24 protein-coding genes are annotated in these 25860 nt (G+C 48.5%); 13 read left to right on the top strand and 11 right to left on the bottom strand.

Going from position 1 to position 25860, the window contains the following annotated elements; genetic code table 11:
* Positions 1 to 372 precede the first annotated feature (372 nt).
* The 3 genes from CPY98_RS01845 (at position 373) to CPY98_RS01835 (ending at position 4984) form a co-directional block, all read left to right on the top strand.
* Positions 373 to 1917 (top strand): PAS domain-containing methyl-accepting chemotaxis protein, encoded by a 1545-nt coding sequence (locus CPY98_RS01845; protein WP_096386133.1) that lies wholly within the window; start codon positions 373 to 375, stop codon positions 1915 to 1917.
* A 169-nt stretch (positions 1918 to 2086) separates the two neighbouring features.
* Positions 2087 to 3814: a cellulose biosynthesis regulator diguanylate cyclase DgcQ gene (gene dgcQ, locus CPY98_RS01840; protein ID WP_096386131.1), complete on the top strand. Its 1728-nt coding sequence runs from the start codon at positions 2087 to 2089 to the stop codon at positions 3812 to 3814.
* Between the two features lie 537 nt (positions 3815 to 4351).
* Positions 4352 to 4984 (top strand): outer membrane protein, encoded by a 633-nt coding sequence (locus tag CPY98_RS01835; protein WP_025802390.1) that lies wholly within the window; start codon positions 4352 to 4354, stop codon positions 4982 to 4984.
* A gap of 127 nt (positions 4985 to 5111) precedes the next feature.
* Here CPY98_RS01835 and CPY98_RS01830 read toward each other — a convergent pair whose 3' ends face one another.
* A complete protein-coding gene (locus CPY98_RS01830; RefSeq protein ID WP_096386128.1) occupies positions 5112 to 6395 on the bottom strand; it encodes an alpha/beta fold hydrolase in 1284 nt (427 codons plus the stop codon).
* A 30-nt stretch (positions 6396 to 6425) separates the two neighbouring features.
* Positions 6426 to 7337, bottom strand: coding sequence for an AraC family transcriptional regulator (locus tag CPY98_RS01825; protein ID WP_096386126.1), 912 nt, complete (start codon positions 7335 to 7337; stop codon positions 6426 to 6428).
* 207 nt (positions 7338 to 7544) lie between these two features.
* On the opposite strand from CPY98_RS01825, the gene yqhD reads away from it, so the two are divergent.
* The gene (gene yqhD, locus CPY98_RS01820; RefSeq protein ID WP_025802396.1) at positions 7545 to 8702 is read left to right on the top strand and encodes an alcohol dehydrogenase; all 1158 of its coding nucleotides are present in this window, start codon (positions 7545 to 7547) and stop codon (positions 8700 to 8702) included.
* 183 nt (positions 8703 to 8885) lie between these two features.
* Here the strand turns inward: yqhD and alr are convergent, their stop codons facing one another.
* Entirely contained in the window at positions 8886 to 9965 is a 1080-nt protein-coding gene (alr, locus tag CPY98_RS01815) for an alanine racemase (RefSeq protein WP_025802398.1), read from the bottom strand.
* 79 nt (positions 9966 to 10044) lie between these two features.
* Positions 10045 to 11454 (bottom strand): replicative DNA helicase, encoded by a 1410-nt coding sequence (dnaB, locus tag CPY98_RS01810; protein WP_004093484.1) that lies wholly within the window; start codon positions 11452 to 11454, stop codon positions 10045 to 10047.
* A 99-nt stretch (positions 11455 to 11553) separates the two neighbouring features.
* Between dnaB and CPY98_RS01805 the strand changes: the two genes are divergently transcribed.
* Complete coding sequence (locus CPY98_RS01805; protein WP_046448784.1) at positions 11554 to 12540, top strand: quinone oxidoreductase; 987 nt, start codon at positions 11554 to 11556, stop codon at positions 12538 to 12540.
* A gap of 83 nt (positions 12541 to 12623) precedes the next feature.
* Here CPY98_RS01805 and pspG read toward each other — a convergent pair whose 3' ends face one another.
* Entirely contained in the window at positions 12624 to 12845 is a 222-nt protein-coding gene (gene pspG, locus CPY98_RS01800; RefSeq protein ID WP_025802403.1) for an envelope stress response protein PspG, read from the bottom strand.
* A gap of 156 nt (positions 12846 to 13001) precedes the next feature.
* Positions 13002 to 14018 carry a tRNA dihydrouridine(20/20a) synthase DusA gene (gene dusA, locus CPY98_RS01795; RefSeq protein WP_043490476.1) on the bottom strand — a complete coding sequence of 339 codons (1017 nt, stop codon included), beginning with the start codon at positions 14016 to 14018 and terminating at the stop codon, positions 13002 to 13004.
* A gap of 320 nt (positions 14019 to 14338) precedes the next feature.
* Here dusA and CPY98_RS01790 point away from each other — a divergent pair, with 320 nt between their 5' ends.
* The 4 genes from CPY98_RS01790 to zur all read left to right on the top strand — a co-directional run bounded on the left by CPY98_RS01790 (position 14339) and on the right by zur (position 16334).
* Positions 14339 to 14944, top strand: a complete 606-nt coding sequence (locus CPY98_RS01790) for a TetR/AcrR family transcriptional regulator (RefSeq protein ID WP_046457569.1) — start codon at positions 14339 to 14341, stop codon at positions 14942 to 14944.
* Between the two features lie 121 nt (positions 14945 to 15065).
* Positions 15066 to 15227 carry a hypothetical protein gene (locus tag CPY98_RS20895; RefSeq protein WP_165490603.1) on the top strand — a complete coding sequence of 54 codons (162 nt, stop codon included), beginning with the start codon at positions 15066 to 15068 and terminating at the stop codon, positions 15225 to 15227.
* A 116-nt stretch (positions 15228 to 15343) separates the two neighbouring features.
* Complete coding sequence (locus tag CPY98_RS01785; RefSeq protein WP_025802409.1) at positions 15344 to 15646, top strand: hypothetical protein; 303 nt, start codon at positions 15344 to 15346, stop codon at positions 15644 to 15646.
* A gap of 178 nt (positions 15647 to 15824) precedes the next feature.
* The gene (gene zur, locus CPY98_RS01780) at positions 15825 to 16334 is read left to right on the top strand and encodes a zinc uptake transcriptional repressor Zur (RefSeq protein ID WP_043490474.1); all 510 of its coding nucleotides are present in this window, start codon (positions 15825 to 15827) and stop codon (positions 16332 to 16334) included.
* 192 nt (positions 16335 to 16526) lie between these two features.
* Here the strand turns inward: zur and CPY98_RS01775 are convergent, their stop codons facing one another.
* The 5 genes from CPY98_RS01775 to dpiB form a co-directional block, all read right to left on the bottom strand.
* The gene (locus CPY98_RS01775; protein WP_025802413.1) at positions 16527 to 16736 is read right to left on the bottom strand and encodes a CsbD family protein; all 210 of its coding nucleotides are present in this window, start codon (positions 16734 to 16736) and stop codon (positions 16527 to 16529) included.
* Positions 16737 to 17066: 330 nt separating this feature from the next.
* A complete protein-coding gene (gene dinF, locus CPY98_RS01770) occupies positions 17067 to 18407 on the bottom strand; it encodes an MATE family efflux transporter DinF (RefSeq protein ID WP_043490471.1) in 1341 nt (446 codons plus the stop codon).
* Between the two features lie 139 nt (positions 18408 to 18546).
* Complete coding sequence (lexA, locus tag CPY98_RS01765) at positions 18547 to 19155, bottom strand: transcriptional repressor LexA (RefSeq protein WP_025802416.1); 609 nt, start codon at positions 19153 to 19155, stop codon at positions 18547 to 18549.
* 164 nt (positions 19156 to 19319) lie between these two features.
* A complete protein-coding gene (gene dpiA / locus CPY98_RS01760) occupies positions 19320 to 20018 on the bottom strand; it encodes a two-component response regulator DpiA (RefSeq protein WP_096386123.1) in 699 nt (232 codons plus the stop codon).
* Positions 19987 to 21648, bottom strand: a complete 1662-nt coding sequence (gene dpiB / locus CPY98_RS01755) for a sensor histidine kinase DpiB (protein WP_046448786.1) — start codon at positions 21646 to 21648, stop codon at positions 19987 to 19989. Before dpiB ends, dpiA begins: the two co-directional genes overlap by 32 nt.
* Before the next feature lie 391 nt (positions 21649 to 22039).
* On the opposite strand from dpiB, the gene citC reads away from it, so the two are divergent.
* From citC to citF, 4 genes are read left to right on the top strand one after another with little or no spacing between them, the layout of a single operon-like run.
* Positions 22040 to 23116, top strand: coding sequence for a [citrate (pro-3S)-lyase] ligase (gene citC / locus CPY98_RS01750; RefSeq protein ID WP_025802422.1), 1077 nt, complete (start codon positions 22040 to 22042; stop codon positions 23114 to 23116).
* On the top strand, positions 23113 to 23409 hold the full coding sequence (gene citD, locus CPY98_RS01745) for a citrate lyase acyl carrier protein (RefSeq protein WP_025802424.1): 297 nt from the start codon (positions 23113 to 23115) through the stop codon (positions 23407 to 23409). The genes citC and citD overlap by 4 nt, the downstream gene beginning before the upstream one ends.
* On the top strand, positions 23406 to 24314 hold the full coding sequence (gene citE, locus CPY98_RS01740) for a citrate (pro-3S)-lyase subunit beta (protein WP_025802426.1): 909 nt from the start codon (positions 23406 to 23408) through the stop codon (positions 24312 to 24314). The genes citD and citE overlap by 4 nt, the downstream gene beginning before the upstream one ends.
* A gap of 11 nt (positions 24315 to 24325) precedes the next feature.
* A complete protein-coding gene (gene citF, locus CPY98_RS01735; protein WP_096386121.1) occupies positions 24326 to 25858 on the top strand; it encodes a citrate lyase subunit alpha in 1533 nt (510 codons plus the stop codon).
* Positions 25859 to 25860: the final 2 nt, after the last annotated feature.

Below are 25860 nucleotides of genomic sequence, written 5' to 3'. Positions count from 1 at the left end.
ATGGTGTTCTCTAGGCAATCAAACGGTCAAAAAAGTGGCTAAAATGATGAGTACTAAGCCAATCAATTCACGTAGTTGTGCTTTACTTTAGTCATTCTAGGCAAGCTGTATCCTTCTTCTCGCTGCTCCCCGCCCTTCGTATCATCTTGGTATTCATCTATTTACGAACATTGATTACCCTGCATATATATTTATTTGAAATTAAAATAATAATTCAAAGACCTAAAACACCTACACAATTTAAATTTAATGACTTTAATTGTGAAATATTTGTTTATTTAAGTATAAAGTTTAACCAACTTAAGCCGACAATCATTCTTAGCTCACTCTCTCTTTTCGCTACGCTTCAAGCACACGTTAAGGATTGTCCGGATGCGCAATAACCAACCAATTACCCAACAAGAATACACGTTAGCAGACGACGCGACGCTGATGTCGACAACCGATCCCAATAGCTACATCACCTATGCGAATGTCAGCTTTATCGAAGCGAGTGGTTTCACCGCCGAAGATATCATTAAGCAACCCCATAACGTCGTTCGCCATCCGGATATGCCGCCGCAGGTTTTTGCAGATATGTGGGCAACGCTAAAACAGGGCGAGCCTTGGACAGGATTGGTTAAAAACCGCCGTAAAAACGGGGGGTTTTATTGGGTGCGCGCCAACGCAGTACCGGTTGTGCGTGGAGGGAAAACCGTCGGATTTATGTCAGTCCGCACTAAAGCCTCTAACGAAGAAATAGCAAAAGCTAGCCAGCTTTATGAGCAGATGAATCAGAATAAACTCGGCAGCCGACGAGTGCATAAAGGATTGTTATTACGCTCGGGTTTTTGGCGCTGGACATCCATCATGAAAACGATGCCCTTACGTTGGAGAATTCGCACCGCGCTGTTTGCCCTACTCCCGCTTTCCATTGCAACGGTGAGTGCCTTGAATGTCGAACATCTGGCGCTAGGCATTTTCTCTGCGGCCATGGCGCTGTTTCTTATCCTGATATCGGCATGGCTGGAATCACAAATATCTCGCCCACTAGAACGGGTATGCCAACAGGCATTGCGGGTCGCCACTGGCGCGAGCCATAACGTGGAGCATATGAATCGCGTTGATGAAATTGGTGTAACGCTACGCGCTATTGGTCAATTAGGGCTGATGTTCCGTTGGCTTGTTAATGACGTGAGTGGGCAGGTGATCAACGTGCGCAGCGCCAGCGACGAACTGGCGCAGGGCAATATCGACCTCAGCGCCCGCACTAAGCAAACCGCGGCAAACGTGCAGCAAACGGCGTCAACCATGACGCAAATGACGATTACGGTGCAAAACAACACGGAAACGGCAGCCAAAGCCGATCAACTATCCATTTCCGCGAGCAGCGCGGCTACTAACGGCGGTCAGGTAATGGAAACCGTGATCGCCACCATGGATGAAATCGCCAGCAGCACCAAAAAAATCGCCTCTATCACCAGCCTTATCGACAGCATTGCTTTTCAAACCAATATATTGGCGCTCAACGCAGCGGTCGAAGCCGCACGAGCCGGAGAAGATGGCAAAGGTTTTGCCGTGGTCGCAGGAGAAGTGCGTAACTTAGCCCAACGCAGCGCAAGCGCCGCGAGCGAAATCAAAAGCCTGATCGAAGCCAGCGCGGAGAAAGTCCAAAGCGGCACAAATCAGGTTCATACGGCCGGAAGTACCATGCGGGATATTGTTGAACAGGTGAGAAATGTCACCGATCTTATTGCGCAGATTAGCGCTGCGACCTCAGAACAGAGTACCGGACTCAATGAAGTCAGCCGAGCCATTGATGAGCTTGATCGCATCACCCATCAAAATGCGGTTTTAGTACAAGAAGGCGCGGAAGCATCAGCCAAGGTAAAACAGCAGGCCATGTGGCTCGTCGATGCAGTGACCGTATTTAGATAGCAGTCCACTTTATCCCCATCCGGCCGAATCGCAAGGCGGGATGGGCGAACCATCTTCCGCACTTTAAATTAATCTTAGATCTATTCATTTCTGAAATCTGCGCCATATAGGCTATGCTCCACTCAGAGCTAGGCAAAAGCACTATTTCGTACGTAAAAATCATCCACAGATGAAATTATTGGCCATTGAAGGCCGCTTCAATATCAATCAGGAGAACGGTTTGTCCGATATCCCCGCAACGCCCCAGTGCAGCCGACGATTTACCCCGCAAAGGATTATTAATATCTGTTTTTTTGCTGTCTTCATTTTTACATCGTTGCTTTTCTGGCGTCAGGGGCAAGTGCTGAACAACGGCTATCAGGCAAGCCAATTAAACCGGCTGGAAAACGTGAGCGCGCAGCTTGGAAGCCGTATGCAGTTTCGTTTGGATAACCTGCTTTTCTTACGTAATTACATGCGCTATATGCTTTCTCAGCCCATCATGCCGGAGCAAAAACGACTGCTTGAAGCTGAAATGGCCACGTTGCGTGTGCAGGATATTTGGCAAACAGGTCACAGCCATTCGGCATCTCCACCGCTCAATGGGATCGGTGACAGTCAAATTGGTCTACTCCCCTCAAGCGACCGTCCGAATAACGATTTGTGGCTAACAGAAATCAATGCCGCCATGCGTCTCAAAGCGTTACTGCCGCTCACCAATCTTAACCAAGCATTACAGCCGCGTATTTACTATATCTCGCGTTCAGGCTTCTATTTGTCTTCAACGCCACCACGGGACAAGTCACTGATTTCAGGGCTGTATACGCATATGTTGGCGCGACCTTACTTCCCGATGGCGGCTCCAGAGGCTAATCCGCACCGAAAAGCATTTTGGAGCCGCATGTTTGACAATCAGCAAGATGGAATGCTGATCAGCGCAACTGCGCCTGTCGATTATGGCGATCGTTGGTGGGGGATCTTGGGAATTGATTTCTCGATTAAAAGATTCAATTACTATCTTCAAGAGGCACTTCCTTCCCATCCGCACAGTGTTTTTATGTTGTATGACAGTCACTTTGAGCCGATCACATCTTCCGATACCAACTGGTATCGCGGTAAATACTTTTCTGAGGCACAGAGGCTCTCGCTACAAAAAGCCGTATTAAAGCAAAGCGAAGGGACAACCCGTATCGGCACCAGCTTTGTGACGTTTACCCGTATGGAAAATCCGAATATCACCTTGATTAGTCTGCAATCCTTGCGCCAAGGCTTACAGGACCAGTATGGCCGCATCAGCCTGACGTTAGTTGCCCTGTGGTGTCTCTTTGTTATCACCCTGATTGGCACCCATTACGTGATATCACGGCTAGTGCGCAATATGGAAACCTTACAGAATCGGCTGAGCTGGCGCGCGGAACACGATCCGTTAACTGAACTGCTTAACCGTCGTGGTTTCTTTGATAAAGCCGAAGAGATAACGCGCAAAGGTCAGTGCTACGGGCGTTCCATGGCTATCATTCAGGTTGATTTAGATAAGTTTAAGAATATCAATGATGTCTATGGCCATCATGTTGGCGATCTGGCGCTTAAACATGCCGCAGACACAATGACATCGATGCTACGCAAGCAGGACATCATTGGCCGCATTGGCGGTGAGGAGTTCTGCATCATGCTGCCAAACACCGTGCTTTCTGAGGCGGTGGCGATTGCCGAACGTATTCATACACAGTTTAATCGCCAAAATCTGATGCTTTCTGATGGCAGAACCGTAGAGGTCACTGCATCAATGGGCGTTTCTGCCTGTTCTGGAACGACGGGTTGCAGCATAGAAAGCCTACAGTCGCAGGCCGATAAACGCCTGTATAGAGCGAAAACGGCAGGGCGTAACCAAGTTTGTGCCAGCGATATGGATGCATAACCTGTCAACGATACGGCTGTAAAAGTGACCCCGATCACATTTTGTATCTGCATGAATTATATAAATATTCGTGCAGATTTATTTTCATTTCAAGAAACTTCTTAGCTAAGGATATATTTAAACTAAATCCTATTTAACGAATATTTATTCTTTAAACGAAAAAAAATGTTATTTATCGTCATATTCCAAAATAATAAAAATAAGTAAATTTCTAAACCTACTTTCTATACATAAATTTACTCATTACATGAAAGAATAAGAGACGTTTATTTTAAGCTCATAGCGAAATTACGATGATTAAATATCAATCGCTTGTAAACGTTATAAATAAGACTATTCCTACTAAAAGTGGATTTTCTCTAAACAAAAACTAAACAAACTTACACAAAAAACACTACCCTTTGATTTTATTAGTAAAAAAATAATTCAATTTTCGTACAGGGATCGCTATTATTATCTAGCGTCTTCATTTTTGTGACAACTGTCACATGATGATATAGTTTCACAAGTAAAATACTTATTAAGTTGGAATCTATCATGAAAAAATTAACTAGCCTGGCCGTAATTATCGGCTTAGCAACTTCTGTTTCTGCTTTTGCTGCTAACTCTGAAAACACTGGCTATTATGCCGGTGCTAAACTGGGTACCAGCCTGGAGCAAATCCACGGTCAGAAATCTGCAACTGGCAGCAGCGTACCGCGTGACACCAAACAAGCTGGCACCGCTGGCCTGGTATTCGGTTATAACTTCCAGAATGAATTCAACCTGCCAATTCGTGCAGAATTAGATTATTCATTCCGTGATACTACTGATACCGATCACTTCATCAAAGCTGACAACACTCGTACTCACAACCGTGTACGTCTGCAGACCGCTATGCTGAACGGTTACTACGACATCAATACCGACACTGCTTTCACTCCATACATCAGTGCTGGTATCGGTTACGCTAACGTAAACCTGAAAAACACTCAGGATGGTGCAAGCCACACTGGTAACGGTGATAACTTCGCATGGAGCGTTGGTACTGGCGTTTCTTACGCTATCAACAACCACATGGATCTGGATCTGGGCTACAAATACCTGGACGCTGGCGATGCAACTGCACAAGCTTCCAAAGTTAAAGTGGCTACCCACGATTTCACCGCTGGTGTTAACTACTACTTCTAAGACCTTTTCTTCTAAGCTTTATGCTTAGAGAATGTCTGATAAGTATGAGTCATAAAAAACCCGCCAATGGCGGGTTTTTTTCGTTTGAATTTTACGTTTGAATTTTATGTTTGAAAATAAAGGGGCTTTAATTCACGCCGCGCAGCGCCATCATCTGACGTAGGTGAGCAAACACGTTCCCCACCCGCAAACCATTGTGTTCAAATTCACTGGTGATCCACGTTTCCACGTTGCCAATATGCTTGGCCGTTTCCAGCGATAAACCAACATCTACATACATGTCATTGTAATAAACCGCCGCAACCACTGGCACCGTATTGGCAGCCAAGCGCTCCGCGTCGTACAACGGTTGCCATTCCGAACGCTGCGCCAACTGGTGAACTGCATCGCGGAGCGGTCGTAAACACTGCATTTCATCAAACATCCACGGATAGATCATCTCGCCCGTTAACAACAGCGGGCGGCAATCGGATTGAAACTCAGGCAGCGTGTCATGCACGCGCTGCGCTGCCCAGTGGGTCGCCCCACTATGATTATCAGCATAAATACTTTCATGCAGAACAGCGTACAGAGGATGCTCGGTGAAGCCGGTGAGATGCATCACCTGCGACAAGAACGTATCGCTCAGCTCACCTTCATGATTAAAGGCTTCATCAAACAGCCACAGCAAATTCTCATAGCCTTCACTCATACCTAACTGAATACCCAGCGTTTGCAAACGCTGTACGGTGAGGATATCGCCATCGGGCAGATACACATCCTGCTCGTTTAGCACGTCCGCAATCCGGTTGATTTGCTGCTGCATGTGGGGATAGCGCGAGAAGAAAATCTGATTCTTTTCTTTCAGCTTCTGATAGGTGCGCTGATACAGCTGCTCGGCATCGGGTTTAATTGAGGGTAGACCACCGGTGATATAACAGGCATCAAGCCCTTCTGGGGCCTGAGATAAATAAGTCAGGGTGATAAAGCCACCAAAACTCTGCCCTAAGGTGCTCCATTTACGGCCACCAAACTGCGTTTTTCTCAGATGCTCAGCATCTGCCACAATAGAATCAGCGCGGAAATAGCTGAGATAGTCAGCGGTTTGATCCACGTCCATATTGCGGATCACGCTCGATTCGATCCTGCTGCTCTGCCCCGTGCCGCGTTGATCAAGCAAGATCACGCGAAAGCTTTTCAGCGCCTCGCCTAACCATCCGCCTTTACTGGTTGGTCGCGGCGATTTCCCGCCAGGGCCGCCTTGTAAGAACAGCAAACATGGTAAATCTTCTGCCGCTTTGCCGCCCTCTGATAACTCACGTGCAAAAACCGTAATACGGCGCGGATCATTTTCATCAGACCAGTTCAGCGGTACCGATACACGATGCTCACGCACCCACATACCGGCTAACAGATATTCCTTTTCAATCATGGCAGACCACTCCTGCGGCAAAATTCATTTTTATCGCTCAACGATGCTCAAGCCACCTTCGCGGTAGCGCGTCATTTGCTCACTCGGCGTATTACCGAAGAAACGTTTATATTCACGGCTAAACTGCGAAGCGCTCTCATAACCCACGCGAATGGCCGCGGTGCTGGCTTTTAGCCCGTCATGCAACATCATCATTCGCGCCTTATGCAAGCGGAAGGATTTGATATATTGCAGCGGAGAGGTAGCCGTAACGGCTTTGAAATTATGATGAAACGCAGAAACGCTCATATTCACTTCCTGCGCCAGCAAATCAACGTTTAGGCTATCTGAGTACTGTTGTTCAATCAGGCGTAGCGCCTTAGCGATCTGACTGAAGTGGCTGTGACGGTTAGCTAACGCCTGTAGCGCTTCGCCACCGTCTCCACACAGCGCGTGGAACAGCATTTCGCGCACAATTTGCGGTCCTAATACACGTGCCTGTAATGGATTAGCCATTGCATCGACCAAGCGTTCGGTGGCACAAAACATCGACTCATCCAAAGATACCGATTTCACACCGCTCGACTGACAGCGCTGCTTGGCGGCCAAACCGTCACCGATATCCATTAAGAGATCCTGCAACATGCTGGTGTTTACCCGCACTGATAAACCGATCAGCGGCTCATCTGGAGTGGCAAACGTCTCGCATTCGCAGGGTAATGGCAGCGTCATCAGCAGATAATTAGTGGGATCGTAGCGAAACACCTGCTCGCCGAGATAGCCCACTTTATGCCCTTGTAACACAATGATAATACAAGGCTCATACATCACCGGCGTACGCGGTTGATGCTGATTAGCATAGATTATTTTTACATTCTCAATCGGTGACGCACTCACTCCAGGCTGAACCACCTGACGGCTTAGCTGCTGTGCAAGCTGTGTCCACCGCTCATCGATTAACATTGACCAATCCCCGCCGAACCAAATAAAGTGCAATGAATGATGCCAAATACATCTCTATTTCTACAGTTGATTGTAGAAATAGGCAAGTCATCAACAGAAATGAGCATTGAGCCATACGCTCATTACGCCCAGAATAGCATTCAGAAAATGCAATGGCGTCGACGGCCAAAGCATAACGAATCAAAATAAACACTGAGGCAAATTTCAATGCAAAATTTCACACTCCACACCCCAACTAAAGTTCTGTTCGGCGAAGGCCAAATCGCTAACCTACGCAATGAAGTGCCCGAAAATGCACGCATCCTGATCACCTACGGCGGCGGCAGCGTAAAACGCACCGGCGTTTTGGATCAGGTTCACGCAGCGCTGAAAGGTTTACACGTATTTGAATTCGGTGGCATCGAGCCAAACCCATCTTACGAAACGCTGATGAAATGCGTCGAAGTGGTTCACAACGAGAAAATCGATTTCCTGCTGGCTGTCGGCGGCGGTTCCGTTATTGATGGCACCAAGTTCATTGCCGCAGCGGCAAACTACGTCGGTGAGCCTTGGGACATTCTTGAAACCTACGGCAGCAAAATCACCAGCGCCATCCCATTGGCAGCGGTGTTAACCCTGCCTGCGACCGGTTCTGAAATGAACAAGGGCGCGGTTATCACTCGCCGTGCGACAGGAGATAAACGTGCATTCCAGTCTCCATTCGTGATGCCTCAGTTCGCTATCCTAGATCCGGTTGTAACCTACACCCTGCCAGCGCATCAGGTGGCAAACGGCGTAGTGGATGCGTTTGTGCATACCGTTGAGCAATATCTGACTTACCCGGTTGACGCTAAAGTTCAAGATCGTTTCGCAGAAGGTCTGCTTTTGACCCTGATCGAAGAAGGCCCACGTGCGCTAGCCGAACCGGAAAACTATGATGTTCGTGCCAACATTATGTGGAGTGCCACTATGGCGCTGAACGGCCTGATCGGTGCTGGTGTACCACAGGACTGGGCAACGCATATGCTGGGTCATGAACTGACTGCGATGCACGGTATGGATCACGCACAGACCTTAGCCGTGGTACTGCCTTCTCTGCTGCAAGCAAAACGCCAACAGAAACACGCTAAGCTGCTGCAATACGCAGAGCGCGTATGGAATATTCGTGAAGGTAATGAAGAACAGCGCATTGATGCCGCGATTGCTGCTACGCGTAAATTCTTCGAAGAAATGGGCATTAAAACGTATCTGAAAGATTACGGCGTTGATGCCAGCTCCATCCCAGGCCTGCTGGCAAAACTGGAAGAGCACGGCATGACTGCGCTGGGCGAAAACAGTGATATCACGCTAGAAGATAGCCGTAAGATTTACGAAGCGTCGCTGTAAAAATAACTGAAAGACTGACCCCACCCCAGTCCTCCCCTTCGCAGGGGAGGGAGCAGACTGGTTTCCAATGAAAAACTCGTTCGACTCTTTCTTAGTAAGAAGGAAGCAAACCGACTTCCAATGAGAAACTCGATCGGCTCCTCCCCCTGACAAGGGGGAGGTTGGGAGGGGCCAGCCTAGCAGTTATTCGCCGACATACTCCATCGTCACACGTGGAGTTAGCTTGGTAATCAATTCGTAAGCACTGATCCCCGTATAGCTAGCAATCTTCTCAACCGGTAGTTCAGCGCTCCACAGCACCACTTCATCGCCCACTTTATCTTTGGCTTCAGGGCCTAAATCGACTGAAATCATATCCATAGATACGCGGCCAACAATCGGTACTTCACGGCCGTTCAGCAACACAGGCGTTCCCGACGGCGCACTGCGTGGATAACCATCGCCATAACCAATCGCGACCACGCCTAAACGCGTATCACGCTGGCTGACCCAAGTTCCGTTATAACCAACAGGCTCACCGGCCTTGTGCTCGCGCACCGCAATCAGGCTAGATTTTAGCGTCATCACCGGCTGTAAACCGTAGTGATCGGCATAGGGCTCCGCTAAAGGCGATACGCCATACAGGATAATCCCAGGACGAACCATGTCGCGATGCGACTGAGGCCACAGCAGAATACCGCCGGAAGCCGCAATGGATTGCAAGCCCGGCTTACCCGTAGCGAATGCATCGAAACAGGCCAGTTGAGCTTCAGTCATTCCCGTTTCAGGCTCATCCGCACGGCTAAAGTGGCTCATGATATTCACGGGCTGCTCCACGTTGCGACAGTTGGAAAGACGCTGATAGAAAGCTTCCGCCTGCTCTGGACGCACGCCCAAACGGTGCATGCCCGTGTCGAGTTTCATCCAGACCTTAATCGGGCGCTCTAAATCGGCCTCTTCTAAAGCCTGCAATTGCTCATCGCTATGAATGGCCGTCTCGATATTGTTGGCGACTAAAACCGGCAAATCATCGGCAGAGAAAAAACCTTCCAGCATCAGGATAGGTTTTACGATACCGCCTGAACGCAGTTTCAGCGCTTCACCGATACGCGCTACGCCATAGCAGTCTGCATCTTTTAACGTTTTGGCAGTTTCTAAAAGCCCGTGCCCGTAAGCATTGGCTTTTACAACGGCTATCAGTCGGCTGTGCGGCGCAAATTGACGAATTTGCTGAAAGTTGTGTCGCAGAGCGCGGCGATCAATGACTGCGGTTGCCGCTTTCATTTCTATTCCTTCCCGATTTCTCAAATGAGTTAATAAATACACCTACTTCTGAACGCGCTTAGAGCTGCTGCTCGTTCAATTATTCGTCATCGTACTGCGGGCCTGCGTAGTTGTCGAAACGTGAGAACTGGCCGTTAAAGGTTAAGCGAACCGTACCGATTGGGCCGTTACGCTGTTTACCCAAAATAATCTCCGCAATGCCTTTTAAATCACTATTCTCGTGATAGACCTCGTCACGATAGATAAACATGATCAAGTCGGCATCCTGCTCAATTGAGCCCGATTCACGCAGGTCAGAGTTAACTGGGCGTTTATCAGCACGCTGCTCCAAGGAGCGGTTAAGCTGAGACAGCGCCACGACCGGAACCTGCAACTCTTTCGCTAACGCTTTGAGTGAACGCGAAATTTCTGCGATTTCCAAGGTACGGTTATCTGACAAAGACGGAACCCGCATCAACTGTAGGTAGTCGATCATGATTAGGCTAAGGCCGTCATGCTCGCGGAAAATACGGCGTGCGCGTGAACGCACTTCCGTTGGGGTTAGGCCGGAGGAATCATCGATATACATGTTCCGTTTTTCCAGCAGAATCCCCATGGTGCTTGAAATTCGCGCCCAATCTTCATCATCTAGCTGACCGGTACGAATTTTGGTTTGGTCGACGCGAGCCAAGGAAGCCAGCATACGCATCATGATCTGTTCGCCGGGCATTTCCAGACTGAAAATTAGCACCGGTTTATCCTGCGTCATCGCGGCATTTTCACACAGGTTCATCGCAAAGGTGGTTTTCCCCATCGATGGACGTGCTGCCACGATAATTAAATCAGAGCGCTGCAAACCAGCGGTTTTCTTGTTCAGATCCTGATAGCCGGTATCAACGCCAGTCACACCATCATGTGGCGTCTGATAGAGCTGCTCAATTCGCGCGACCGTCTGTTCAAGAATACGATCGACACTTTTTGGCCCTTCGTCTTTATTGGCACGATTCTCAGCAATTTGGAATACGCGAGACTCGGCCAGATCCAGCAAATCTTCGCTGCTGCGGCCTTGCGGATCGTAGCCCGCATCGGCGATCTCGTTGGCTACCGAGATCATATCGCGAACTACCGCACGTTCACGCACGATATCCGCATAAGCGCCGATGTTTGCCGCGCTTGGGGTGTTTTTCGACAGCTCGGCTAGATATGCAAATCCGCCCACCGACTCTAATTCACCGCGCTGCTCCAATGATTCAGACAGCGTGATCAGGTCGATAGGCTTGCTCATTTCTAGCAAGCGCTGCATTTCAGTAAAGATGAGGCGGTGTGGACGACTGTAGAAATCGTTGGCGACGACACGTTCTGCCACGTTATCCCAGCGTTCGTTGTCCAGCATCAACCCGCCCAACACGGACTGTTCCGCTTCCAGCGAATGTGGTGGTAGCTTGAGCCCCTCCATCTGCCTGTCGCGCGGGGTCTCGTTTGATTTGTTGGTGGGTTTATTTCCTGCCATAGTGGGAATGCTTTACCTGTTAATGAAAGACGCGTCAGTATACCTGAATGTGCCCGATTTTCGATTATAACAATGACACTATGCATCTGAGGAAAGACGATGGCAAAACGTATCCAGTTTAACGCCCACGGCGGGCCAGAAGTTCTTGAATATGTAGAGTTTACGCCAAAAGATCCCGCGGCTGGCGAAGTACAAATCAGCAATAAAGCAATCGGAATCAACTACATTGACACCTATATTCGTGGCGGACTGTACCCAGTGCCCCAGTTTCCGTCAGGTCTAGGAACCGAAGCGGCTGGCGTCGTGACAAAAGTGGGCGCAGGCGTAACCAGCATTGAAGTGGGTGACCGCGTGGTTTATGCGCAAAGCTCGCTCGGCGCCTACAGCACCGTTCATAACGTGCCAGCCGAGAAGGTTGCGCTGCTTCCCGAAGCCATTAGTTTTGAACAAGGTGCCGCCGCTTTCTTAAAAGGCCTGACCGTGCACTATTTGCTGCGTCAAACCTATGAAATCAGAGCGGGTGAAATCTTCTTATTCCATGCCGCAGCCGGTGGCGTCGGCCAAATCGCCTGCCAGTGGGCAAAAGCGCTCGGCGCCAAACTGATTGGCACCGTAGGCTCCGATGCCAAAGCAGAGCGCGCCAAACAGGCGGGGGCATGGGCAACCATTAATTATCAAACCGAAGACATTGCCCAACGCGTGTCCGAGCTGACTCAAGGTGAAAAAGTCAGCGTCGTGTACGACTCGGTGGGGAAAAGCACTTGGCTGGCCTCACTCGATAGCCTGAAAAAACGCGGCCTGATGGTGAGCTTCGGCAACGCTTCAGGCCCCGTTACCGGCGTGGATTTGGGAATTTTAAACCAGAAAGGTTCGTTGTATGTCACGCGCCCTTCTCTCAACGGCTACATCAACAGCCATCAGGATTTACTCAGCGCTAGTCACGAACTCTTTTCGCTGATCGCCAGCGGCGCGATTAACGTGGATGTACCCGATGCGCAGAAATTTGCTTTAGCGGATGCCAAAAAAGCGCACGAAACCCTGCAAAGTCGCGGAACACAGGGATCGAGTTTATTGATACCAGAGTAATAGCCCTCCTTAGTAAATAAAGAAGGGCAATCGGCCCCTCCCCCTGCGAAGGGGGAGGCTGGGAGGGGGTTACAACTCAACGATTAATAATAACGCCTCGTCTGTGGCTTCTGCATGGAGCGATAGATCCACACCACCACAATAGCCAAAGCAATCCACGGCAGCAGTTTAAAGACCATCACAAACAGGCCACCAAACAGCATGAACAGTGTGGCAACGGCCACGGCGGCGATAATGCCGAGAATTGAAATTCCGGTCACCATCAGCATGACAAAAAAGCCAAGAATAAAGAGGACTTCCAACATGGTGATCTCCTGAGTGAAATACAACGGTGATACCGTCGACTACTCAGTGATTTACAAGAATCATGCCAAGAATAGAAATTACGTAACTATATGATTTTAAAAGATAGCGCTGCAGCTTATGCAACAGCGCCTGATGAGTTTTACTAAATTTTAGTTTTATTCACCACGTGACTGGCTAACAAATTGCAAAGCAGCTTCAACCACTTCAACGCCTGCTCCCGCCTTGTGCGCATTTTCACTCAGATGACGACGCCATTGGCGAGCGCCGGGGATGCTCTGGAATATACCGAGGATATGACGCGTTATATGGCCCAGATAGGTTCCATTAGCCAATTCACGTTCAATATACGGATACAAAGAACGTACAACATCAATGCTGTTTGGCACTTCGGCAGAAGGATCAAATAACTCGCGATCGACATGCGCTAAAATGCTTGGGCTTTGATAGGCTTCGCGCCCCATCATCACGCCATCTAAATGCTGCAGATGTATTTTGGCTTCTTCCAGCGTTTTAATGCCGCCGTTGATGGCGATATTTAAATGAGGAAAATCGCGTTTTAACTGATAGACACGCTCATAATCGAGCGGCGGGATTTCACGGTTTTCTTTCGGACTTAAGCCAGAGAGCCATGCTTTGCGCGCATGAACTGTAAAGCTATTGCATTCGCCTTTGCCTGAAACTATGCCGATAAAATCGCACAAAAATTGATAGCTATCCTGATCGTCAATGCCAATACGCGTTTTCACGGTAACAGGAATAGAAACCACGTCACGCATCGCTTTAATGCCGTCGGCAACCAGCTGGGCTTCGCCCATCAGGCAAGCCCCAAAACGACCATTTTGAACGCGATCTGAAGGACAGCCTACGTTGAGGTTAATCTCATCGTAGCCACGCTGCTCAGCCAAACGCGCACAATGCGCCAGAGCTTCAGGATCGCTTCCTCCCAGCTGCAACGCCAACGGATGCTCTTCTTCGCTATAAGCCAGATAGTCACCTTTGCCGTGAATAATGGCACCCGTCGTCACCATCTCGGTATATAAAAGGGTCTGTTTAGTCAGCTTGCGATGAAAATAGCGGCAATGGCGATCGGTCCAATCCAGCATCGGCGCAACAGAAAAGCGGCTCTGGCTGAATGGCATAGCAGAAGAAGGATTATTGGCGTTTTGGGTCATTATTCTCAGGATTTCAGTCAGTTTGAATCAGATACGGCGCCTAGAAAAAACAGCATCGCCGTGGGTATTAGGCAAGTATACCGTGAATTTGAGCTGAACCCACAGACTTCCGCGCTCATGCCAAGCGGCCAGAGGCTCAAGCACTCTGCTTTAGAAAACGTGAGATACCTGATTTTTCGGCAGAACTGAGATACTCTTACAGCCATTAGCGACTGTGGCTAGCGTTACCCTGTGTGTAAACTAATCCATACACATGTGATCTGGTTCACAGATTTACTTGATTATTGACTTAGACCAACCGGTCTACTATAGTAACTCACATGAACAAAACGACGAGCACGACCAACAGCACCTGCGAACACATCTTAGATGTGGGTGAAGAATTGATTTTAAACCTTGGCTTTACGGCGATGGGTTTAAATGAGCTTCTGGCTACCGCAGGGGTACCAAAAGGTTCGTTCTACCATTACTTCAAATCTAAAGAGAAGTTTGGTGAAGCTATGCTTACCCGTTATTTCAGCGATTACGTAATAATGCTGAAAGAGAAGTTTTCGGATGGGCAAAAGACACAGCGTCAGCATTTGTTAGATTATTTCTCACATTGGATGACGCAAAGCTGTGAAACGGTATGCCACAGTAAGTGCTTAGTCGTAAAACTGGCAGGTGAAGTCAGTGATTTATCAGAGGTCATGCGTGAAGCATTAGATTCTGGTATCACACGCGTCATCGCCCAGTTGCAGTCGAGTATCGAGTCTGGCGTTGAAGAAGGGTCGCTGGTGATTGAAGAATCCCCCGAACTACTCGCAGATTCACTATACTCTTTATGGTTAGGCGCAGCGTTACGGGCTAAGGTCAACAGATCTGATGCACCGTTTGTTTCAGCCATGCAGCGTACGGAACGCTTGCTGAAGCCCGGCACCATTTAAAGAGACAATCGCAGCACAATGAATGCCTGCGTGAAAACGTTTGGCATTATTTTTTACCCTTTAACTAGACGACTGGTCTATTAAATCAGTATCTAGATCACATATTTAGCGAGATGACACCATGAAAACTATTACTTTGACCGTACTAATGACTCTAGCCCTTGCGGGTTCTGCTTTTGCACAAAGCTTTTCTGATATGACCGCAAGTGAACAGCGCGCAACCGTTGTCAATCATCTGAACAACGGTAGTGCTCAAGCTCATCAAATTACTATCAATAAATAATCGGCATTGCCCAGTGCCATACAGAACTGAATTTGTTATTAAATCCTGCAAAGTAGGTCAGTGAGCCACCACCGAGTGCCCTGACCTACTGCAAAAAATTTAAAGAAGAGAAAATCATGAAAACTTCAATTTTACTGTCTGCTATCGTTGCTCTTACTCTAACTGGTTCAGCTTTTGCTCAATCATTTTCTGACCTCAGCCCAGCAGAACAAAGTACCTTAGCGTACTCAAACCGTAACGGCTCTGCTTACGCTCATCAGATGATGGCTAAACAAAAACTGCATGAAGCCGGTATCGCGAGTTCTACCGTCCACGGTAGCGCAACATTTTCACAGCTAAGTGCACAAGATCAACGCGCAACTGTTATCAATAATCTGAATAACGGCGACGCCTATGCGCATCAGTCTGAAATCAAATAACAGATTGAATATTTGCCACTGCAGCCTTAAGTAAAAGCGGGCTGACGGGAATCCCCTGTCAGCCCGTTTTATTTTGGGTTTTAAGCAAACACTGCTAACAAAATGTAGCTTGAAGTATGACGAGTATAACTATGTTAAAATAACGGCACCCTATTGGCTTGGCCGGAAGCAAAACATCATGACCACAACCTCGTTAGAGCGACTGCTCGCACAGGCAGAAGAGATTTGTCTGCAACGCAATGTTCGACTGACTCCGCAAAGAATGGAGGTGTTGCGTCTGATGGCCTGCCAGAAAGGCACTATCAGTGCTTATGATTTACTGGATTTGCTACGTGTTTCTGAGCCACAGGCTAAGCCGCCGACCATTTATCGCGCTCTCGACTTTTTGCTAGAACAAGGCTTCATCCACAAAGTGGAGTCCACCAATAGCTACGTAATGTGTCATCACATCGAAGAGCCTAGCCATACGTCTGCATTATTTATTTGCCATCGCTGTGGGCAGGTGACTGAGCAAACAACGCAGGATGTGCAGGAACATTTAGAAAAGCTCGCCGCGCTGACGGGGTTCTCACTGCAGCATAGCGTGGTAGAAGCGCATGGTTTATGTCGAGACTGTGGGAAAATTGAGTCTTGCGATAATCGTGATACATGTCATCACGATCATTCCGAACCAAAAAAGAAAAAATAGCGTTTAAATAACGCATAAAAAAGAGCCGCATCTGCGGCTCTCTTTTTAATCATCTGCAATCAATATCAGCAGTGGCACATTATTAATAAAGGAATATCAATAATGGAGTATTTCCCGTTTTAATATTCGTATCCGTTCTTTATTTATAATGCGTATTTGCAGAGTGATTATTTAGGCAAGCAAGTTTAAATATCACCAACGATATTTATTATGATCTTCCCACGCTTTAACTTCTTTTTCAGCGGCTTCTTTCTGATAGCCGTAGCGTTCCTGGATTTTACCTACCAGCTGATCGCGTTTCCCTTCGATTACGGTAAGATCATCGTCGGTTAACTTGCCCCATTTTTCTTTCACTGTGCCTTTAAACTGCTTCCAGTTACCGCTCGCTTGATCTTTATTCATAATAACTCCGTATCACTTATGTAATGGAATATATTCCCCACACATCTGTACTAGATTGAATTAATCACAATTGCGATGTGAGGCATCAGTTAACGTTCACCATTAAGACTAGCGGATACTGAGCATAAAAATATTTTCAGCTAGATAATCGATAATATTTAATAAAAAATCTTCGCAAAAAGGCATAAAAGCAGAGAAAAAACAGGGAATAAGCGGAGAATAATTTTTATCAGTTAGAATGTAAGCAAATATTAATAGCGCGCCATTTTAGGGCAATGCGAAAACTATCGGAATTATCACATTGCCCTCATTGCTTAACGCTATAACAACCTAATTTAATTCAACATTATTGACAGGGAACCAAGTTCTCTCCCGCCAATGACGTCGCCAGACAATCCATAATGAAAGTCCGCGCAACGATAAAAATACCGCTAAAGCCAGCCATAAACCGTGATTACCCAGCCAAGGGAGCGTGAACAGTGTTAAACCATACCCCGCAGCGGCAACGGCCATGCTATTGCGCATTTCAGCACCGCGCGTCGCACCGATAAACATGCCATCCAGCAGGTAACACCATACGCCCAGCAGTGGTAAAACAATTTGCCATGGCAGATAGTGTAATGCCAACGATTGTACTTCTGGCAACGAGGTTAATATCTGGATGATTTGTTGGCCAAATACGGCATATAACATGGCAAAAAATACCGCCACAATACCCGCCTGCCGACAGGCAGAATGCCAAATTTTCTGCAGTTTACGACCGTCGCGTGCACCATAGGCCTGCCCTGAATGGGCTTCCACTGCATAAGCAAAACCATCTAGCGCGTAGGCGGTAAACGTCAGCAAATTCATCAGTACCGCATTCACCGCCACCACTTCACTTCCCATTCTGGCACCCAGAATCGTCAGCGATGAAAAGCATAATTGCAGCAACAAAGAACGCAGCATGATATCGCGATTTAACGCCAACAGACGGCGAAGGTTCCCACGCCACGCATTACGGAAATATTCCAGATGCAGACCGCGCAGTTTCATCACGTGCCAAATCAGACCGAGCCCCAATAAAAAGGTCGCATAGTCGGCAATCACCGTGGCACTTGCTGCACCAGGCACCTTCCAGCCCAACCCAACAACAAACCACAGGTCCAGCGTGATGTTAATAACGTTGCCCACAACCAGCAATATAACCGGCGCACGGGCATATTGAACGCCTAACAGCCAGCCAAGAATAACAAGGTTTGCCAGCGTCGCAGGAGCACCAAGCCAGCGAATCTGCATAAATAGACGAGCCTGCTCCAGCACATCCTCATGACCGCCAACAATTCGCAGCACGCCGTTAATCAAAGGCTGCCGCAGCGCAATAATAGCGAACCCTGCCAGCAACGCTAAGAGCATCGGCTGCACCAACGCACGAGCCAGCGCCGTTTTGTCCCCTGCACCGAATGCTTGCGCAGTCAGTCCCGTCGTGCTCATGCGCAAAAACAGCAGCAGCATAAATAAGAATGACGTCGCCATCGCGCCAACGGCTACGCCACCAAGATAAACAGGGCTATCCAAGTGCCCAATCACCGCGGTATCGACTAGCCCTAATAGCGGAACAGAGATATTCGAAAGGATCATCGGTAGTGCGAGGATCCACAGCGCCTTATCGGTTGGTGTAAGCATTTTCATTTTTTTGAATTCATTCCAGATGAGCTATCCGTTATCTCAACACAAAGAGGCTGCAGTCATGAACAAATATGCCGCATAAAAAAGCCCCAATTAAGGGGCTTAATCTATCGGTGTGATGTCAAACACAACAGGCGAAGTTTTAGATCCAGTCGCCGTTGCGAATAACGCCTACCGCTAAACCTTCGATCGTGAAGTTTTGCTCACGCAGGTCAACAACGATAGGCTCGAAGTCGCTGTTTTCTGGCAACAGCTGAACAATATTGCCTTGTTTTTTCAGACGTTTAACCGTCACCTCATCTTCGATACGCGCAACCACAACCTGGCCATTACGCACATCCTGAGTTTTATGCACGGCCAGCAAATCACCGTCTAAAATGCCGATATCGCGCATCGACATGCCGTTAACGCGTAGTAAGAAATCTGCATTTGGCTTAAACAAAGCAGGATCCACTTGATAATGGCCTTCAATATGTTCTTGCGCTAACAGGGGCTCACCGGCTGCCACGCGGCCAATTAAAGGCAGGCCCGTTTCATCTTCCATCAAAAGACGAATACCACGAGAAGCGCCGGAAACGATCTCGATAACGCCCTTACGCTGCAACGCTTTTAAATGTTCTTCTGCCGCATTAGGAGAGCGGAATCCCAAGCGCTGAGCAATTTCAGCGCGGGTTGGCGGCATGCCAGTTTGTTCAATATGGTCACGAATCAGATCGTAGACTTCCTGCTGTCTGGCTGTAAGTGCTTTCATTCCACCACCTGTTTGTTTATACAGTTTTGCTGTGAGTATATACAGGTAGCGACCATTTTGAAACCGTGAAATACATAAAGATTGAGCCGTAGCGCATCTGATCGGCATTAAGCATGTGTTTTTTGTATTTTCAGCCAGCTACCCATCAATAATCAGCCCATTCATCAGCCATTTTTGGCCGTTTCTGGCGCTCTATAGGTTCGCTGTGGGCGGCCAACTTTTCCATACACAATTTCAGCCATAATCAGATGGCGGCCCGCGCAAAACTCTAAGTAGCGCCGTGCCGTTGTTCGGCTTAGCTTAAGCTCTTGTGCAACGGTTTCAGCGGTATGACGCGCATCCGGATCGGCAAATAACTTCTGCACCTTATCTAAGGTCAACGCATCAATGCCAACTGGCAACTCTTCTTTCTGCTCGCCACGTGCATAGGCATTGAACATATCATCAATCTGACGCTGGCTGGCGCTATCGCTGTTAGCAAGCATCCGCTTGCGTACATGGTAGCGCTCAAGCGTTTGCCCCAAGCGCTCGTAGGCAATCGGCTTCACTAAATAGTCGAATACGCCGCACCGCACCGCCTCTGACACCGTATCCATATCACTTGCCGCGGTGGTGAATACCACACCACCAGGGAAACGCGCCTGAGTTAATTCGTGCAATAGCGTGATGCCTTTGCCATCGGGCAAATAGTTATCCAGCAAGATCAAATCGGGTTTGAATCGCTCAATCATCATTCTGGCCTGAGCAAGATTTCCCGCCAACCATACCTGACCACAGCCGTGGAAATGGCGAATAAACTCCGCATGCATCTCTGCGAGCGGAGTCTCGTCTTCAACAATCAGAATCGTTATTGGTTGTGTCATAAGTCTTTTTCACTTTCGGAATAAATACGGAAAATAAAGTTCCACAAGGTTCATTGTCTTCTAACGTAATCACACCACCACAGCGGCCAACGTAGCTGGCAATCAGATACAGTCCGATGCCATGCTCACCGGCGTCTTCTGTTTTGGTGCTTACCCCTTGCTCAAAAATAGCCTCACGTAAAGACTCAGGAACGCCACATCCTTGATCGGCTACTTCCACGATCACATCCTCGCCCTCGTCGCTAAGGTACAGCTCGACGGTTTTATTACCCTGCGAATTCTTCAGGCTAGCATCAAAAGCATTGTCGAGTAGATTACCCACGATAGCCGCAAACTCAGTGCTATCAAGACCCTCAGGCAACTGACGTAGCTGGCTGCCTTCAACCAAATTAAACGTCAGCCCCAGCTCACGAGCGCGCTGCGCTTTGCCAAAAAGCAGCCCTGCAACCTGACGATCGTCAAAAGAACCTCTTAAACTATCAATCAGCTGCTGCTGCGCCTGTGACTCACCTTTTACCATTGCCAACGCACGATCATATTCTTTCATTTGTAACAGTCCGTTGAGCGTCGACATCCAGTTAAGATGCTCATGGCGCAACGTGCGCAGGCTTTCAACATACTGTTTTATCTGCGTGAGCTGGGCGTTAAGCGTGCTAATTTCGTCTTTGCTACGGAAACTAATAATGGCACCCAATAGCTCATCGCCGAAATGTATGGCCGCACGGTTAGCAATGACGCTCAAGCCATTAAACGTGCAAATCACATCCTGCCGCTTTTCTTCAATCTGTTCCGTGAAAAAGCCCGCAGGATCAACAACCTCTTCAATAGGTTTTCCCAGCCATTGTCTTCCCGGCGAGCTTAACCCAAGCATTTTGCGCGCATTTCGGTTGATCGCAGTAATCAAGCCATCGGGATCGACCGCAATAAGTCCCTCATACACGGAGCCAAACAGCGCATCTTGCTGGCGAACCACGCGTGCTATTTGGCGCGGTTCCATTCCTAACATTTGCCGACGAATATGCGAGGCAAACATCCACGATAGCAACATCAAGATAATCAGAATCAGGACAAACACGCCCGCTAAAGGCAGTAAAAAATCTAGCCGCCAGCTATCTATTTTGCTGACCAAATAGCCCAGTGAAACAACGCCAATAATTTTGCCCTGCTCATCAAAAATCGGCGTTTTCGCGCGCATTGCCATACCGATAGAGCCTTTACCGGTAATGAAATAACTTTCTCCACGCTCCAGTGCACCGGGTTTGCTCCACTGCATTGGAAGGCCAATCTTGGCCGGATTAGGATGATATAAGCGGATAGAATTTTTATCCCCGATAACAACATAGTCAAAATCCGAACCGGTACCTAATTTATTGGCGATGATAGCAAGACGTTTGGTATCTCTATTTTTCACCGCCGTGACAACACTATCAATTGAAGCAATGATTTTGGCCTGATTCATAGCCATATCACGGACATGATTACTGAGATAATCTTCAAAAGAGGCGGATAAATATTTCCCCAGCGCGGCAACCAATAATGTTGAGACTAGAAGTAATAAAAGAAATATTCGTAAAGGAAATGCGATGCGGCTAAAAAACCTAAACTCTTTAACATTTGGTTTGCCAAACATCGATATTTCCTCTTTTTTACGATGAAAAGATGGGCTAGCATCAGGGAAATGTAATGAATATGTTTCCTTACTTTCTACCCACTATGGATTAGATCGTTGCAGATTCTACGGATTAAATCAATTAAACAAATAAAAACCACGTTATTTATGCAAATAAAAATAATTAAGGAAATAAAAACCATTAAGTCTATTTAATTCTGATAACTCTTTGTGAAATAGGTCAAGATTTCCCGCCTTAATACTCCTTACGATCACTCCGTCAACGCAAAAATATATACGAATAAGATTAAAGCGTTGCGCCGAGCAATTGAAAATAAAACGTTATTAATATGCAACAAATCACAACAATTGTGATCCTACTGCACGCATGCGGCAAGCAACAGGAAACTCTATGTTTGGTAATACCGTATTTTCTCAGGTTAAGCGTTCGGAAAATAAGAAGATCGCTGTCATCGCTCATTTTCTTCGAGAAAATGGCCTGAGCATTGATTCCACGGTGGAAGTATTTATAACCGTCACCCGTGATGACCAGCTAATCGCCTGCGGTGGGATAGCGGGGAATATTATTAAATGTGTTGCTATCAGTGAATCTGTTCGCGGTGAAGGGCTTGCGCTCACCCTCGCCACAGAATTAATTAATCTGGCGTATGAAAAACACTGCACTCATTTATTTATATACACAAAAACCCAAAACGAAGCGTTATTCAAGCAGTGCGGATTTTATACCGTCACCAGCGTACCGAACGTCATGGTGCTGATGGAAAACAGCGCCACACGTATTCAGCGCTACGCTAGCTATCTCACTACGCTGCGCCACGACGGCAATAAAATTGGCAGCATCGTTATGAATGCCAACCCGTTTACCAACGGGCACCGTTATCTGGTTCAGCAGGCGGCGGCGCAATGCGACTGGCTGCACCTGTTTTTGGTCAAAGAGGATACTTCGCGCTTCCCTTATGAAGATCGCCTCGAATTGGTGCGTGCCGGTACCTCTGATATTAAGAACTTAACGGTACACCGCGGCTCGGAATACATCATTTCCCGCGCGACGTTCCCTTGTTACTTCATCAAAGAACAGGGCGTCGTGGACGATTGTTACACCGAGATCGACCTTAAAATTTTTCGTCAGTATTTGGCTCCGGCCTTGGGGATCACCCATCGCTTCGTCGGTACCGAACCGTACTGTCAGGTGACAGCCAAATACAACCGTGACATGCGCCACTGGCTGGAGACTCCGTCTCTACCCGCACCACCGATTGAACTGGTGGAAATTGAGCGTTTGCAATACCACGACACCGCGATCTCCGCCTCGTGGGTACGCAAACTGCTGGTGCAAAAAGATCTTCCGGCCATCGCGCCTTTAGTGCCTGAAGCGACCCGCGCTTATTTACAACGCCTGCTCGTTCCTCGCTCAGAAAACGTGACGGACCGGCCACAGGAATCCGCATTAGTAACAGGTGAAAAATGAAAATAACCCAAGCAGCCGTCGCTGGCACTTTGGAGTCTAGCGATGTGATGGTGCGAATAGCGCCTATCGACACACCCGAGATTGATCTGCAAATCAGCAGCAGCGTTGAGAAACAGTTCGGCGACGCGATCCGCGCTACCGTTATGGAAATCCTCACACGCCATGATATCAGCGGCGTTCAGCTCGTTGTTGACGACAAAGGTGCTCTAGATTGCATCCTGCGCGCCCGTTTGGAAACTCTGCTGGTACGTGCCAGCGATGTGAAAAACCTGCCTTGGGAGGAACGCGCATGACTTCTCGTATCGCTCAAGAGCGTAAATCTCGCACTCGCCGCAGCATGCTGTTTGTACCAGGCGCAAACGCAGCAATGGTCAGCAACTCCTTTATCTATCACGCCGATGCACTGATGTTTGACCTCGAAGACTCCGTGGTTCTGCGCGAAAAAGATGCCGCTCGTCGTCTGGTTTATCACGCATTGCAGCATCCGCTGTACCAAGACATCGAAACCATCGTGCGCGTCAACGCGCTAGATTCTGAATATGGCGTAGCTGATTTAGAAGCCGTGGTTCGCGGTGGCGCAGACATCGTACGTCTGCCAAAAACAGATACCGCTCAAGACGTCATTGATATCGAAAACGAAATTGCCCGTATTGAAGCCGAATGTGGTCGCGAAGTCGGCAGCACTGGTCTTCTGGCAGCGATTGAATCCGCTCAGGGCATTACTCAAGCGGTGGCGATTGCTCACGCGTCTCCACGTTTAATCGGTATCGCTCTGGGTGCAGAAGACTACGTGCGTAATTTGCGCACCGAACGTTCACCTGAAGGCGTTGAGCTGCTATTCGCTCGCTGCTCAATTCTGCAAGCCGCTCGTTCCGCAGGCATTCAGGCTTTCGATACCGTCTATTCCGATGCCAACAATGAAGAAGGCTTCCTGCGCGAAGCTGCGCATATCAAACAGCTGGGCTTTGACGGTAAGTCATTGATCAACCCACGCCAAATTGAGTTATTGCACAACCTTTACGCCCCAACTCAAAAGGAAGTCAATCACGCGAAACTCGTCGTTGAAGCAGCAGAAGCTTCTGCACGTGAAGGGCGTGGCGTTGTTTCACTGAACGGCAAAATGGTTGATAGCCCAGTGATTGAGCGCGCCCGTTTGGTTCTGTCTCGTGCAGAACTGTCTGGCATCCGTGAAGAATAAGGCGAAAAAAAATGACTCAGAAAAAAGAACTTCTTCAACGACAGGAACGCGTTTCGGCCTATACCCGCCAAACTGAAAGCGCGCTGCCAAGCTATAAAAACGTTTCAAAATTAAATCTGCAGGCGCAAAAGCCTCGCGATAAAAAATTATGCAGTACGCTGGAAGAGGCGATTCGCCGCTCAGGTCTGCATGATGGCATGACCATCTCTTTCCACCACGCATTCCGCGGTGGCGATCTGACCATCAATCTAGTGATGGCCACTATCGCGCAGATGGGCTTCAAGAATCTTACGCTGGCATCTAGCTCACTGAGCGACTGCCATGCACCGCTGGTAGACCATATCCGTAACGGCGTTGTCAGCCGTATCTATACCTCTGGACTGCGTGGCCCATTAGCGGAAGAAATCTCCCGTGGTCTGCTGGAAGAACCGGTACAGATCCACTCCCACGGTGGCCGCGTACATTTGGTTAAAAGCGGCGAGCTAAATATCGATGTGGCTTTCCTTGGGGTTCCTGCCTGTGATCCGTTCGGTAATGCTAACGGCTACACCGGCAAAGCCTGCTGCGGTTCTCTTGGCTATGCCAAAGTCGATGCCGAAAATGCCAAACAAGTGGTTCTTCTGACCGAAGCGCTGCTGCCATACCCGCACAACCCAGCCAGCATCATGCAGGATCAGGTCGATTTGATCGTGCAAATCGAGCAGGTCGGTGATGCCGATAAGATCGGTGCAGATGCAACCCGCATGACGTCTAATCCACGCGAACTGTTGATCGCTCGCAGCGCGGCAGACGTAGTGGTCAACTCTGGCTACTTCAAAGAAGGTTTCTCGCTGCAAACCGGTACCGGTGGTGCATCGCTGGCGGTGACCCGCTTCCTCGAAGACAAAATGCGTAGCCGCGATATTCATGCTGGCTTTGCGTTAGGCGGCATTACGTCCACCATCGTTGATCTGCACGAGAAAGGCTTCATCAAGAAGCTGCTGGATGTACAAAGCTTCGACCGTGCAGCCGCAGAGTCTTTGGCGCGTAACCCGAACCACATCGAAATCAGCGCTAACCAGTATGCAAACTGGGGCTCAAAAGGCGCTTCCGTTGATCGCTTAGACGTGGTGGTGCTGAGTGCGCTGGAAGTGGACACTCACTTCAATGTGAACGTGTTAACCGGTTCTGACGGTGTTTTACGCGGTGCTTCCGGTGGCCACTGTGACACTGCGGTCGCAGCTGCGCTGTCCATCATCGTTGCACCGTTGGTGCGTGGCCGCATTCCAACGCTGGTTGATGAAGTCACCACCTGCGTCACTCCAGGCTCAAGCGTCGATATTCTGGTTACTGACCACGGTATTGCCGTTAACCCTGCGCGCCCAGAGCTGGCTGACCGCCTGAAAGCCGCTGGCTTGAAAGTGGTTTCCATTGAATGGCTGCGTGAACGTGCGCAAATCCTTACCGGACAACCTCGTGCGATCGAATTCACTGACCGTGTTATCGCCGTTGTGCGCTATCGCGATGGTTCCGTGATCGACGTCGTTCGTCAGGTTAAGGAATAAAC

The organism is Hafnia sp. CBA7124, assembly GCF_002355555.1.
Lineage (GTDB): Bacteria > Pseudomonadota > Gammaproteobacteria > Enterobacterales > Enterobacteriaceae > Hafnia > Hafnia alvei.
This window is presented reverse-complemented; position numbering and strand designations above follow the sequence as displayed.